The sequence below is a fragment of the Saccharicrinis sp. 156 genome (assembly GCF_050589685.1).
GTDB lineage: Bacteria > Bacteroidota > Bacteroidia > Bacteroidales > Marinilabiliaceae > Saccharicrinis.
Map to the genome: position 1 here is coordinate 71,442 of NZ_JBNGOS010000002.1, position 14,583 is coordinate 86,024.

Consider the following 14,583-nt stretch of genomic DNA (forward strand, 5'->3'; position numbering starts at 1 on the left):
TCCATGCAACAAATGTGTTGTTATGCACCATTCTAACTAAAAATCACAACATTTGAATTAACATTGGGCGGGATATATTAATAATTTTAACAAAACTATATAACCGTACAAAAACGGATATGTTTTATGGACAAATACTTCCCGGTTAAGGTCAGGTTAATAGCAATTAAGTTTACAAGAAATCAAATACATACGGACAATGAATAAGACTATACAATTTTTACTTCTCGTTTTATGCATGATAACCCCACTGATGTTAGATGCACAAGACAAACAAAAGCCAAACATCATCTTTGTCATGACGGACGATCAGGGCATGGGCGATTTAGCCTGTACGGGCAACCCTTACGTTAAAACCCCAAACATTGATAAGTTTTACGATGATGCCATTCGGTTTACCAACTACCACGTTGGCACTACTTGTGCTCCTACCCGTTCGGGAATTATGTCAGGACGCCACTGCAACCGTGTGAATGTTTACCACACCATTATGGGGCGATCCATTTTGCTGGAAGACGAAGTGATTCTCCCACAGGTGCTGGCACGTAACGGCTACACCAACGCCATGTACGGGAAATGGCATTTGGGTGATAACTATCCATACCGTCCCGAAGACCGCGGTTTTCATGAGGTAGTGCGCCATGGAGCCGGAGGTATCGGTCAGGGACCTGACTATTGGATGAATGACTATTTTGACGATACCTACTGGCACAATGGCGAGGAGCAAAAATATGAAGGCTACTGTACCGATGTGTTTTTTGATGAAGCACTGAATTTTATCGAAAAGAATAAGGATAATCCGTTTTTCTGTTACATTGCAACCAATGCGCCTCATGGGCCTTATAACCTGCCCAAAGAATATTACGATATGTATCGGGGCAAAAAGTTCGAAGGATTAAACTCGCGTTTGCTTCGCTTTTATGGTATGATTACAAATGTTGATGATAACTTTAAAAGATTGGAGAAAAAACTGGACGAGCTGGAATTAACTGATAACACCATCTTAATTTTCACCACAGATAATGGAACATCTGCCGGCCGCTCAACCTACAACGCCGGACTAAAAGGAGGAAAAGGCAGTCAGTACGATGGCGGCCATCGCGTACCGCTTTTTATCCGTTGGCCAAACGGTGAGCTTACGGGAGGAAAGGATATTGAAAAACTGGCTGCCAGCTACGATTTGCTTCCTACCTTTGTGGATCTGCTTGACCTGGATTTCAATCCGGTAAAACCTTTGGATGGTAAAAGTCTGGCTCCCTTAATGACCCGGGAAAATCCGGAATGGCCTAATCGGATTTTATACATCGATACCCAACGCGAGCAAAACCTGATTAAGTATAAAAAGTATACGGTTATGGACGACAACTGGCGTTTGGTGGATGGGAACGAACTTTATTATATAACAGATGACTTAGGTCAGGATAACAACGTTATCGAGCAATACCCCGAAGTGGCCGGGCGTTTGGCCGAGGGTTATGAACGCTGGTGGCAATCGTTTATTGACGAGGGGGCTGACGAAAAATATGCTTACATCAAAGTAGGTACACCACATGAAAATCCAACAAAAATAAGCGCTCACGATTTAATCATCGGGGCTTACAAAGGCGTGTGGCATCAAAACGGAGCTATTCAAGGAGAGCAAGCCGGTGGTAGCTGGAAAATAGAATTTGTGACGGGAGGTGAATACAACATTACGCTTCGCCGTTTTCCGCGGGAGAGCAGCCATGCCATTAACGCAACCTTCCCCGCACAGGTTGAAAGGATTGAACTGGATAGGACGGCTCCGGCTAGTGTAAAAAACGATTATACCCAGGCACGTTTTTATGTGGCTGGAATTAGCAAGAATGCTGAGATAGAAGAAGGGCAAAGCGAAGTGACATTTAAAGTAAATGTGCCAGCCGGTAAATATGATATGGAAGCTCAGCTCATCGATTCAGCTAAACGTGTTCATCCTGCGTATTACGTTTATATTGAGAAACTATAATCAGTGATAAGGTGTATATCACGCATGGATTAATTTGTTTTTTTGCGGATTTGCGAGAAACATTTTAATATATGAAACGACCATATAATATTGAAATATTTAATGTTCCATACTGGAGAATGAAATACGAAGTATGCATGAACATTTTAGGATACAAAAGATTTGGTGATTAATAAATTATCTTGAGAGTTCAATGCTACAAGTGAATAAATATAAACGCATGAAATTCAAATTATTAACATATATGGTACTGTTCGGTATATTATTCGGATGCACCACGCCAAAGTCGCCGACAGATAAACTGGACATCAATGCCTATCTGGAAGCTGCCAACCCGGATCTTATTTATCCAACAGCAGCACAAATTGAAATGCTTGAAAAAGTTATCCCCAATAGGGCATTCCAACCAGCTCCTCCCATTTCCAACCGTGCCCACTGGGACAAGGTGGCTGCGGGAGAACAAGGTAAGGAGTACCTGAAAGAAGCACTGTCGCAGTTGGATAAAGCCCCTGAAGTACCTATAACGGACGAGATTTACCGTCGGGCCAATAAAGAAGGAAACCGAGGTATTTATAAGCCGAGATATTATAGAACGATGGATAGGCTGGAGAGGTACATTATTGCCGAGTGTATAGAGAACCGGGGACGCTTTCTATCTCAGATTGGCGTATATGCCGATTCCATCTTGGCCATGAAATCATGGATGCACCCAAATCATGACGACCGCGACAACAGTGTGTTGGAAGGCAAGCGCGTTTCCATTGACCTGGGAGCACGAAAATTTGGCTTGGTTTTAGCTATGGCCAATGCTTTATTGGAAGATAAACTACCTACTGAGTTAAATGCAAAAATCGCAGAGCATTTACAATGGCGCATTACTGATTCTTATTTAAGAAGCTGTAGAGGAGAAGATACCAAAAGCAATAGCTGGATAAGAAGCACCAGTAACTGGAATTCGGTTTGTACTAGCGGAACGATTTTTACAACAATGGTGGCTTCCAAAAGTAACAAAGAGCGCATTGCTGCTATTGGATGTGCTTTAAACAGTATGGTTTACTATCTTTCTGGTTTTGGTGCGGATGGTTATTGCTCGGAAGGAACGGGTTACTGGAATTATGGTTTTGGCCATTACCTGTATCTGGCAGAGATATTGGATGACTATACAGATGGAAAAGTGGACCTTATTCATTTCAACGAACCTGAAAAATTAAATAACGTGGCCAATTTTCCTGAGAGATTCCAAATACATGAAGGTATGTATTCTCCATTTTCCGATGGGGTAACCAGGGTAAAAGCGGATAACGACAACTTTGCCTATGTGATGGCTGCAAAACATTATGGTGCTAAAAAGCCGGTTAAATTTTATCCGGACGAAAGCGTCCAAAATTTAATTATCTGGAAAGATGGAGAAGACTACACCGCACCCTACACCAAGGCAACACTGCCTGATTATACCTATTTTGACGATATGGGAATCGTCATTTCCCGCGGACAACAGGAGGTTCCTTTTTCTATTTCGATGAAAGCAGGGCACAACGCCGAAAACCATAATCATATGGATGTGGGAAGTTATGTATTGGTATTGGGAGAGGATTACATTTCGGGAGATATTGGTGCACCATCTTATATTGCAGGTGCTTTTTCGGATAATAACCCGGCACGCAGCTCATGGGGGCATCCGGTACCTAGAATCAACAATACCTTGCAATCCAAGGGTATCGAGTTTAACGGAAAAATAACCCAAGTTAGTTTCGAAGACAACAAGGACAAGATCACCCTGGACCTAAAGGCCGCTTATGAAATTCCAGTGTTGGAAACCCTAATCAGGACAATGGTTAACGATAAAACCGGAAAAGGTACAATCACGGTTACCGACGAGTTTTCAGCATCAGCTCCGGTTACTTTTGGTACGGCTATTATGGTGAATGTTGCTTACGAGGTGGTCAACAACAATACGGTCGTCATGACATCAGAACACCAAAAAGTAAAAGTAGAAGTTTCTTCGGTAGGAGGTGCCGTTAAAATCAAAGATGAAGTGGTTCCCGTAAAACATCTCCGGAGCGGAAAAACTTCATACAGAATAGGAATCGACTTTGATAATAAACTTAGTGCGGGTTCTATTACCGTTAAGTATCTTCCTGTAAAAAGGGAATAAAGAGTTAATTTAGATAGGCTTTAGTGTGTTCAACACTTGATATGCTTTATGATAGAATTACATACTTTATTAAAAGAGTGAATCGTAAAGAAGCTGGATTCCACTTGGAGGGATGGAATACAGTTAACGTTATCAAAGGGATATTAAACCATAGGTTTGGTGGTCATGGTGAGAAATTATTCCATACAACGGTGTGGTAGTTATGACTTGAAGCACATAATAAATGGATGGTTATAAGATCGAGTCTGCCGATGCATCATCCCGGTTTTATAACGATGATGTATGTGCCATAAAAACCTAAAAATATAAATAAGATACGATGAATAGTGAGAAAATTGTGAAAAATTTTAAAATAAACGTTTTGAGAAATCTAGTAGTAGGAATAGTTCTGTTTATTGCACTGGCAAGTTGTCAGCAAACCAAACAAAAGAGCAAGCAAAGTAAAGGTAAGCGACCTAATATCATTTTTATGATGTCGGATGATCATGCTTATCAGGCCATTAGCGCTTATTCGAAAAAGCTTACGCAAACACCCAACATCGACCGGATAGCTAATGAAGGGATGATTTTTAAGAATGCCTGTGTTACCAACTCAATATGTGCTCCGTCACGGGCGGTAATTTTAACTGGTAAACACAGTCACCTCAATGGAAAAACGGATAATTATTTTCCATTCGATACCACACAGGTAACCTTCCCTCAGTTATTGCAGGGTGCAGGATATCAAACCGCTATGTTTGGTAAACTGCATTTTGGGAATAGCCCCAAAGGATTTGATGAATTTAAAATATTACCTGGGCAGGGCGCATATTATAATCCTGATTTTATTACAAAAAATGAAGGTACGGTCAGGGTAGATGGATACGTAACCGATATTATTACCGATATGACCCTAAACTGGCTGGATAACGAACGGGATGAAGAAAAACCGTTTATGTTATTTTATTTGCACAAAGCACCGCACCGCGAGTGGCTGCCGGCCGAGAGGCATTATAAAACCTTTACCCGGAAAACCTTTCCCGAACCGGAAACTCTATTTGATAATTACGAAGGCAGGGGCACGGCCGCAAAAACAGCAGAGATGAACCTGCTTACACATATGAATTGGGCCGGAGATTCTAAGATTGAACCTGCTTTAATGGACGAATTGGGAATTCCGGAAACTTGCGACTGGGATAAATCTGCCTTTGCCAGGGAAGTGGGACGTCAAAATCCGGAACAACGAGCCAAATGGGATGCCGTTTATGGACCAATCAACGAGGCATTTAGGAAAAACTATAAAAACATGTCGAAAAAGGAGTTGATGAAATGGAGATATCAACGGTATATGCAGGATTATCTGGGCACCATTGCCGCTGTTGACGAAGGTGTAGGAACTGTTTTGGACTATCTGGATGAAAAAGGTTTGGCGGAAAATACGATTGTGGTCTATACGTCAGATCAGGGATTTTATCTGGGTGAGCACGGTTGGTTTGATAAACGATTTATTTATAACGAATCGTTTAAGACGCCTCTGCTAGTTCGTTGGCCAGAAGTAATTGAACCGAAGACGGTGAATACACAAATGGTTCAGAATCTTGACTTTGCTCAAACTTTTTTAGAGGCAGCAGGCGTTAAGGCTCCATCCGACATGCAGGGTGAAAGTCTGGTTCCCCTATTTAAAGGAGATACAGATAATTTTAGAAAAGCAGCGTATTATCACTATTACGAATACCCATCGGTACACATGGTAAAAAGACACTATGGAATAGTAACCGAGGAATACAAATTGGTCCACTTTTATTACGATGTGGACGAATGGGAATTATATGATAGAAAGAAGGACATAAACGAACTGACCAATGTATACGACGATCCTGCTTATGCCGATGTGGTAATCGAACTTACACAGCAACTGAAGGATTTACGCATTAAGTATAAAGATTCAGCTGAGCTGGACAGCACTTACATTCATGATTTCTTAAATCGTGATACACCAAGTCATTAATCGCAGAAAGTAATGGCGAAAAGGGATGCTATCCCTAATTCGCTTAATTTAAACACAATGGTTCGTGAATATTTTTTACGTTCCATATCACCAAGTTGTTAAATAGCTAGGTTTATGTTGTAATGTGCAGATATTTAGCGTACTGTTAAACTGTCTCATGACAATTGTCTAAATTCTAACAACCTATTAATTTCAGGATGCTATCCTTAAATATGGCATCATGGATGATGGAAGAAAAAGAACTTTCAAAAAATATATTACAAAAATGAGATCAAATATTGTAATTAAAAGCCTAATGTTAGTTGCTGTCTTGTTGCTGCATGGGCACTTCATAAAAGCGCAGGATCACCCATCTTTATTTGTTAAAAATCAGGATAGAGAAACGGTTCTGGCTAAAATAGAGAATGAAGAATGGGCCAAAATGTCCTGGCAAAATTTAAAGAAAAGTATCGATGGATATGTCGATCGACATCAAACCGATCCGGAGTGGATCGTGTCTCGTCTGGCCATGTATTGGAAAGATGGAGAACGATATACGCAATGTTATATCAAAAAACAAAACTGGGATTATGGTGAGGGAAATGCACCTGTGCCAACGATGCGCCTCCCGGGAATGAGAACCTGGAACAATTACGTCAATGTACCGCTTGAAGACCGTATCCCCTATAATGAATCAGGTGATATGCTGGGTATAGACCGTTCCAGCGATGACAAAACGCCGGTTAAAGTCCCATATAAAAAATCGGGGCACATGATAACCAAGAACAACAGGGAGATATTGCAGCTAGCAGAGAAATCGGCATTTGCCTATTGGCTGACTCAGGACGAGAAATATGCGAAATTCTCAGCTGATATATTCAACGCCTGGCTGTTAGGGACCTACTACATGCAGCCACCACTCGACCCCGAAGAATCTACGGGAGGCCAGGGTGGTTATAAGCCCGGGGGGATCATGGGATATTACGACTATGAACAGATTCATGATTTCCTTCAAATACACGCAGCTATAACCTACGATTTTATTTTTGATTATCTGAAAACAAATCAAGCCGAACATTTATCAGTCACGGATAAGGATGTGACGGAAGTAGCCGGTGTTGTGTTTAAACGTTTTATTGAATTGGGACTTGTGCGAGGCGGAAAGCGCGGTAACTGGAATGTGAATGGATTTAAAAACATTGTGCCTTCGATGCTGGTGCTCGAGTCTGATGAATATTACCAGGACGGAAAAGGCAAGGAGCATTATGTACCGTATTACACTCGGATAACAACCGATTACCATGAAGCATTGCCTGATTTTTTAAAGAACTTTAGTGAGGTAACTGGGTTATGGCCGGAGTCGCCGGGTTATGCATCGGGAATGATCTCTGCCGTGTTGGATATTGGAATGCCATTGTACAACGCGGGGATTAATACTATCGGGGATAATCCGATTCTACAAAAAGCTGCAATGGCCAATTTATCCTGGTTAGATGCACGGGGCAATTTAGTGGTGTTCGGAGATATGCGCGGTGGCCCTACCGAATTCTCCGTGTTTGACCGTATGTTAACGTATTATACCTGGGAGAATGATCCTGAAAATGCCAGAAAAATGGCCACGGTAATTCGTAAAGGTTTGAAGTCGGGACAATATAACCGCAGCAATACCGATTGGAAAGGCCTTTGCTTGTACCAGCCTTTGCCGGAGTCGGGAAGCGAGCTGCCATTTCACCGTGCTGCCTATTCCAGGTTTCACCGGCACCTGATTATGAAAAATGGCAATAGTGAAGAAAATGGGATGATGTTTACCCTATATGGTGGAAAAAAAGGCGGGCATCTAACTGATAACGGTTTGGCCATGCAGTTTTATGGTAATGGATGGGCTTTAGCACCTGATGCTTCGGCTTACGAGTCTTATTGGTCTTCTGACGCAAAATACCACCGGAGCATTACGGGTTCAAATACAATACTCCCGGGTTATACAATGGGTGATATCACCATTAATGCGATGGATCCTTATGTTGATGGATCAAAGGAATTGAATAGCAGAACCGCTACATCGCCATACTGTTCATTTGCGGATGTGTCGGCAGAAGAAAAGCGACGATTGGTTGCCATGGTGCGTACCTCTGAAACAACGGGTTATTATGTAGATGTTTTTCGCTCGGATCAAGAAGACAATGATTATCTGCATCATAATTTAGGAGATAAGATGTGGCTTAAAAGTACCAATGGAGAAGCAGTTAAAACAGATAGAGTCGACAGTATCAGCAATCATTATCAGCAGGGATATCAATTCTTTAAGAATGTTCGAAAAACAAGCTACGGTCAGGATTTTAACATCACCTGGACAGTTGACAAAGTTTCACCGGCCTTAATTGTGGATATGTGGATGATGGGGCAGGATAACCGTGAAATTTATTTGATGGATGCACCGCCAACGACGTTGCGGATGGACGTGACGCCTGGCATGGTAAACAGAAGCCCGCAATTAACGCCGGCCACCATAATTCGTCAGACCGGAAACAACGCAAAACTGCAACCTTTTGTAGCCGTTTTTGAGTCGTATAACAAAGGGGAAAAATCTGTCAATCAAATTTACAAAGTGGCAGAATCAGACGGCTTTATCGCTCTTTCCGTGACATCTAATAAAAATACACAACAGCTCATAGTAAATTCTATTGATAATCAGGTTTATGAACCTGAAAAGAAAACAAGCTTTCAAGGTGTGTTCGGAATTGTATCCGAAAAGAACGGAGTTTTTGATTACTTGTATCTGGGCAAAGGAAAAATGATTAAAAAAGGTAAATACAGCATCCAATCGTTAGAGGGTGAAGTGTCGGCGGAGTTACGATTGGTGGATGGAAAATTATTTTATACGGCGGATAAACAGGTGAAAATTGGCTTTCCAAAAGGAAAAACGAAAGTCTATCCTGCGGGGTATAATATGGTTGTTGAATAAAGGTATTACAAATACCACAAGAATTACACGGTCGGTATGGTGTATCTTTCTCATATTGCTAAGTTTGATTTGAATAAAGAGTTTTGACAACAAACGCGTTGTCACCGAGCAGTTTTCAGATATCCAAAACAACAATAATTTACAATCTACGCAAGCAATTTAATTGGCGAAATTAGTATAATTCGCGGTGGCAAATTATTTGTGGATTATTGGTGAAAGTTAAAAACTGATCAAAAAGGCACTACCATAATAGTTTCTAAAGTAAGGTTGATCCTTTCTTTACCTTTTGCCTTAAAGATAGCTGTGAATAAGGTAAATCGTTCTGGTGTCTTTTTGAGAATGTTTTTTAGAGCATCATGGTTGGTAAAATATTCCAAAGTTGCCATGGTTGACTGATATTACAACGGGAGAAAGCCGTTGTATGTATGTGGAAGGACATCAATACAAGGATGCGGCTTTAGTGGTTTGCAATATGATTGATGTCTGGAGAAAAAATGGTATCGTTTTACTCAACGTTTTTCCTCGTGCCAATGGGGTAATCAACCAGGAACAGCGTGATATATTAAACCCGCAATATGCATTAGAAATTCTATTACACATTGAAATTACTTTAAAACAAGACACTTCGTTGCATCACTTCAACTCACCAGAACGATGCTCCCGAAAGTAATCAAGACAAGTGATGCCTCGTTTCAGTAATGCCTTGTTTTATTTTACTTGCAATGCTGATGACGGACCTCCAATACATAATCCGGGTTAAAGCAAATAAAAGCTTGGCTAAAAGTTCACGGTGAGGCGGAGTATGGTACCCGACCATATACTATTTTCGGATAGGGCAATGCCAGTACGGGATACGGACCGCATGGCAGGCAGTCCGCAACTGTCAACTACACAAAAAAGGATGTTCGGTTTATCGTTGCCAAGATAAAAAGGCGATGTATGCTATCTTTTAGGGTAGGCCTGTAGCCGGCAAACGTATTGCTATGAGAGCGATGGTGGTTATCACCGGAATATACCTCCATCACCCATAAAAATTGTAACCATGTTGGGTTCCGATGTCCATGTTTAATGGGAATTGACTTCTGGTGAGTTTTATCTGACAATGCCAGGACAGGATTTAAACGATCTGACTACGATATATAAATTTGCGATGGAATAAAAAAAAGGCTGTCTTAACAATTATGTAAGACAACCTTTTTGTATGCCGGCCGCATCAATTAATGGACTATGTAAACTCCTGTATACAGGATTTGAGTGTATATGATCCGCAGTAATCCTCCGTATCGTAAACGATAACCCGAAGGTGAGGCCCGCCTTTGGAACAAACAACTTAACTCGGTTTTAATGTAGTGTTGAGTTTAACAATCTAAATAAAACTGATGCGGTTTACCTTTGTAATAACCTTAATACAAATGTAATTTTTTTTTTTCTTCTATCCAAGAATTAACAAGGGTTTTAGCATTTTTAAAGCTGAAAAAATGAAAATATTTTTGGATATATTTTTGCAGTACAAATGATCAATTCCTTTCTTTACAGATTATCAGAAATATACGAACAATATATGTATACCATCATTGATATTGAAACGACGGGAGGAAATTTTAGAGAAGGTAAAATTACGGAAGTAGCCATTTATCTGCATGACGGAAATAAAGTAGTGGGGGAGTTTGTTTCATTGGTTAATCCCGAACAGTTTATCCCGCCGTACATAACCCAGCTTACGGGTATTACCAACCAAATGGTGGAGAATGCGCCCAAGTTTTACGAAGTTGCCCGGCAAATTGTTGATATTACCGAAGGAAATGTTTTTGTTGCGCACAATGCTGCATTCGACTATGGTTTTATAAAGGCTGAATTTGAAGCGCTGGGCTATTCGTTTAATAGGGAAACACTTTGTACCGTTAAGCTAAGCCGGAAATTGTTGCCAGGTTATAAATCCTATAGTTTGGGAAACATTTGCCATGAGTTTGGAATATCAAATGATGCCAGGCATAGGGCTGCCGGTGATGCTTTGGCGACCGTAGAGTTGTTTGAGATTTTACTGGAAAGGAATGGGGGCGTTATTTTACCCATGGAAGGAAATAATTTTTTTTCCGTAAAAGGTCTTCACCCTCAGCTTAATATGGATAAAGTAAAGCAATTGCCAAACAAAGCCGGTGTGTATTATTTTTATAACGATAAGGCAGATTTAATTTATGTTGGAAAGAGTAAGGATATAAAAAATAGGGTGTTAACCCACTTGGGAAACCCTAAAGCGCAAAAAGCCGTACGGATGAAACAGGAAGTAGCCGACGTGGATTTCGAGTTGACGGGAAGCGAATTGGTTGCTTTATTGAAGGAATCGTCCGAAATAAAACAGAACAAGCCCATTTATAATAAAGCCCAGCGTAGAAACCGATTTTATTTTGGGCTATTTAGCTTTAAAGATAGGAAAGGATATGTGCGGTTTAATATTGCACCGAACGAAGGTAGAATTACCCCAATTGCGTCATTTGAATCTGCTAAAGCAGCAAAGAATTTTCTTTTTCAAAAAGTGGAAGAATATAATCTTTGTCAGAAACTGAGCGGTTTATCCGACTCAATGGGGGCGTGTTTTCAATATCAAATAAAAATTTGTAACGGAGCATGTGTCGAAAGGGAAGCTGCGGAAGAATACAACAAAAGGGCAGAAGAGTTGATTGAAAAATTGGCCTACAAATTCGAAAATTTTCTGGTGGTAGATAAAGGACGTGATTTGGACGAGCACTCCGTTGTGGTAGTTAAAGGTGGCAGGTTCATGGGATTTGGATGGGTGGAGAAAAATGCCGGTTTCAGTTCGTTGGACGAAGCGATTTCTTCAATTACATTGTGTGATGATAATCAGGATGCAAGAATAATAATTAATCGGTTTCTAAAGGAAAATAAGACTGCAAAAATTCATCAGTTTTAGTTAGTGAATCAGTATTCATCTTTTTTTACCAATACTCTTTCATGCGCTCCAATGGCTATGATATCGTCATCTAAATTAAAGATGGCAAAATCAAAAAAAAGCTTGGATTCTTCCGAAAATTTAAGATGTACAGAACACAATATCTCATCACCTGCAGACACCGGCATTAAATGTTTAACATTTATTTCGGCACTTACACAAGTGTAATTTTCCGGAATTCGACCAGCAATCATTTCGCAGATTACCCGCTCCATCAAAATGATCAAGGAAGGGGTAGCCGCGTATGGCACATCACCTGTTTGCAGCGTGGAAGCCAAGTCGTGCTCAGATATATGGAAGTTTTTGGAGTGATGTAGTCCGGGCTTTAAATCAATCTTCATGGCCGTGTGTTTTCAGTTCACTTATTTCTTGTACTTCAATTTGACAAAAAAGTTAGCAATTAACACACGATTTTACAATTTCTTCATATATAATTTGGCGAAAGCACCATGGTTGGCGGTAATCACGGTAAATCGCCTGCTTATATTTTTATAGATTCAATGGTTTAAGTACTTACATAAAACAGACTTAAGAAATATACGGACAACCAATTCTTATTATCCTACAAAAATGATAGTTGGTTTGTTTTTACATTGGTATTAGGATTGTCAATTAAGTTGAATATCTATATGCAAATATGTTGTTTCTTATCTGAAAATTTAATTTCTGTATTTCCAATAACCAATGATCCGTTCACGAAAACCCAATACCTGATTTTCGAATGACCCATCTAAAATTCGCTGGTAAAATGGAATTCGATGTCTTTGAAATTCTGCTGGGCGAGTTGCAGCATATACGAGGAATCGGCCAAAAACACGTCTCTGCCTTGTTTATCCTTGGCCATATACTGGTTTTTCCTTTTCTTAAAATCAGCTAATTGTGCATCATTTTCGGAACGTATCCAGCAAGCCTTGAAAAGACTGATAGGCTCGTATCGGCATTTGGCGTTGTACTCGTGGTTCAAACGGTGTTCAATCACTTCAAACTGAAGAGCTCCAACGGTGCCAATAATTTTACGACCGTTAAACTGGCTGGTAAACAGCTGGGCCACACCTTCGTCCATCAACTGGTCAATTCCTTTGGCAAGCTGCTTCGATTTCATCGGGTCATCGTTCTCAATATAACGGAATAATTCAGGAGAGAAACTTGGCAGTCCTTTAAAGTTTACCTTTTCGCCTTCCGTAATTGTGTCGCCAATAATAAAGTTTCCTGAATCGGGCAATCCCACGATGTCCCCGGGATAGGCTTTGTCAATAATAGATTTTTTTTCAGCCATAAAAGCGGTAGGGCTCGAAAATTTAAAGTTTTTGCCTTGACGAACATGCAGGTAGTTCTTGTTTCTTTCAAAAGTACCGGAGCAAATTTTTACAAATGCGATTCTGTTACGGTGGTTGGGGTCCATGTTGGCATGGATTTTAAATACAAAGCCGGTAAACCTTTTTTCGTCCGGTTCAACTGTTCTGGAATCGGTGGTTGAAGGTTGCGGTTTGGGTGCTATTTGTATAAAACAGTTTAATAGCTCATTTACACCAAAATTGTTGAGCGCACTACCAAAAAACACAGGGGCCAGCTCGCCATTCAGGTAATCATTCACCTCAAATTCCGGATAAACTCCTTCTATCAATTCCAGTTCTTCACGCAATACCTCAGCAGGTTGGTCTCCAATGATATTTTCCAGCTCAGGATTATTGATATCGTCAAAGGCAATGCTATCTTCAACCCTTTGTTTACTGGCTTCAAAAAGGTTTAGGTTATGTTCAAAAAGGTTATATACACCTTGAAAAGACGGCCCGTTTCCAATAGGCCAACTTAATGGACGTACTTTTATCTTTAGTTCCTCTTCTACTTCATCCAGCAAATCAAAAGGGTCTTTACTGGGGCGGTCCATTTTATTGATGAAAACCATAACAGGAGTATTTCTCATCCTACAAACCTCCATCAACTTGCGGGTTTGGTTCTCGACCCCTTTTGCTGCATCAACAACAATAATAACACTGTCAACCGCAGTTAACGTTCTAAAGGTGTCTTCTGCAAAGTCTTGGTGGCCTGGCGTATCCAGAATGTTTACCTTATGGTCTTTATATTCAAAACCCATTACCGAAGTTGCTACGGAGATACCTCGTTGCTTTTCAATCTCCATAAAATCGGAAGTCGCTGTTTTCTTGATTTTATTGGATTTTACCGCACCAGCCACATGAATGGCACCACCAAAAAGAAGTAACTTCTCGGTTAAAGTGGTTTTACCCGCATCGGGGTGACTGATAATAGCAAATGTTCTTCTTCGTTGTATCTCTTCAATAAAGCCCATAATTTCCTTTTGTAAAAACGAGCGCAAAGTTAATCAATGTATAGTTAATATCGATTCATTCGACCGATCTTTTTTACAAAGACAAATTTGTCCTCAATTTCTCGAGCATGGTACATTTTCCTGCCTTATTCCCGCCATATGCATTAGAAATCCTTTGCGGATATTGCGTTTGTTATTGGGAAAGGATGATTTATGTTATTTTTCAATAAATATTGAGATTAAAGTTTGAATTCCGTAAAA

The 14,583-nt window shown here is 40.4% G+C and carries 9 protein-coding genes; 6 read left to right on the forward strand and 3 right to left on the reverse strand.

Features of this window, described 5'->3' with window-relative positions:
• The first annotated feature begins 199 nt into the window (after positions 1-199).
• From ACRD64_RS01035 to ACRD64_RS01050, 4 genes are all read left to right on the forward strand, one after another.
• Complete coding sequence (locus tag ACRD64_RS01035; protein WP_430931288.1) at positions 200-1,984, forward strand: arylsulfatase; 1,785 nt, start codon at positions 200-202, stop codon at positions 1,982-1,984.
• A 220-nt stretch (positions 1,985-2,204) separates the two neighbouring features.
• Entirely contained in the window at positions 2,205-4,139 is a 1,935-nt protein-coding gene (locus ACRD64_RS01040; protein ID WP_430931289.1) for a hypothetical protein, read from the forward strand.
• A gap of 361 nt (positions 4,140-4,500) precedes the next feature.
• A complete protein-coding gene (locus ACRD64_RS01045; protein ID WP_430931290.1) occupies positions 4,501-6,126 on the forward strand; it encodes a sulfatase family protein in 1,626 nt (541 codons plus the stop codon).
• Between the two features lie 265 nt (positions 6,127-6,391).
• Positions 6,392-9,067: a hypothetical protein gene (locus tag ACRD64_RS01050; RefSeq protein ID WP_430931291.1), complete on the forward strand. Its 2,676-nt coding sequence runs from the start codon at positions 6,392-6,394 to the stop codon at positions 9,065-9,067.
• A 230-nt stretch (positions 9,068-9,297) separates the two neighbouring features.
• Here ACRD64_RS01050 and ACRD64_RS01055 read toward each other — a convergent pair whose 3' ends face one another.
• Positions 9,298-9,453, reverse strand: a complete 156-nt coding sequence (locus ACRD64_RS01055) for a hypothetical protein (protein ID WP_430931292.1) — start codon at positions 9,451-9,453, stop codon at positions 9,298-9,300.
• A gap of 2 nt (positions 9,454-9,455) precedes the next feature.
• Between ACRD64_RS01055 and ACRD64_RS01060 the strand changes: the two genes are divergently transcribed.
• Both ACRD64_RS01060 and ACRD64_RS01065 read left to right on the forward strand, forming a co-directional pair.
• A complete protein-coding gene (locus tag ACRD64_RS01060; RefSeq protein ID WP_430931293.1) occupies positions 9,456-9,737 on the forward strand; it encodes an alpha-L-fucosidase in 282 nt (93 codons plus the stop codon).
• An 891-nt stretch (positions 9,738-10,628) separates the two neighbouring features.
• On the forward strand, positions 10,629-11,996 hold the full coding sequence (locus ACRD64_RS01065; RefSeq protein ID WP_430931294.1) for an exonuclease domain-containing protein: 1,368 nt from the start codon (positions 10,629-10,631) through the stop codon (positions 11,994-11,996).
• An 8-nt stretch (positions 11,997-12,004) separates the two neighbouring features.
• Here the strand turns inward: ACRD64_RS01065 and ACRD64_RS01070 are convergent, their stop codons facing one another.
• Together ACRD64_RS01070 and ACRD64_RS01075 are read right to left on the reverse strand one after the other, a co-directional pair.
• On the reverse strand, positions 12,005-12,376 hold the full coding sequence (locus ACRD64_RS01070; RefSeq protein ID WP_430931295.1) for a thioesterase family protein: 372 nt from the start codon (positions 12,374-12,376) through the stop codon (positions 12,005-12,007).
• Between the two features lie 389 nt (positions 12,377-12,765).
• Entirely contained in the window at positions 12,766-14,343 is a 1,578-nt protein-coding gene (locus ACRD64_RS01075) for a peptide chain release factor 3 (protein ID WP_430931296.1), read from the reverse strand.
• Between the last annotated feature and the right edge of the window lie 240 nt (positions 14,344-14,583).

Coding starts and splice junctions, on each gene's coding strand:
- ACRD64_RS01065 (WP_430931294.1), top strand. CDS start 10,629: ATGTATACCATCATTGATATTGAAACGACGGGAGGAAATTTTAGAGAA.
- ACRD64_RS01050 (WP_430931291.1), top strand. CDS start 6,392: ATGAGATCAAATATTGTAATTAAAAGCCTAATGTTAGTTGCTGTCTTG.
- ACRD64_RS01035 (WP_430931288.1), top strand. CDS start 200: ATGAATAAGACTATACAATTTTTACTTCTCGTTTTATGCATGATAACC.
- ACRD64_RS01075 (WP_430931296.1), bottom strand. CDS start 14,343: ATGGGCTTTATTGAAGAGATACAACGAAGAAGAACATTTGCTATTATC.
- ACRD64_RS01070 (WP_430931295.1), bottom strand. CDS start 12,376: ATGAAGATTGATTTAAAGCCCGGACTACATCACTCCAAAAACTTCCAT.
- ACRD64_RS01040 (WP_430931289.1), top strand. CDS start 2,205: ATGAAATTCAAATTATTAACATATATGGTACTGTTCGGTATATTATTC.
- ACRD64_RS01055 (WP_430931292.1), bottom strand. CDS start 9,453: ATGGCAACTTTGGAATATTTTACCAACCATGATGCTCTAAAAAACATT.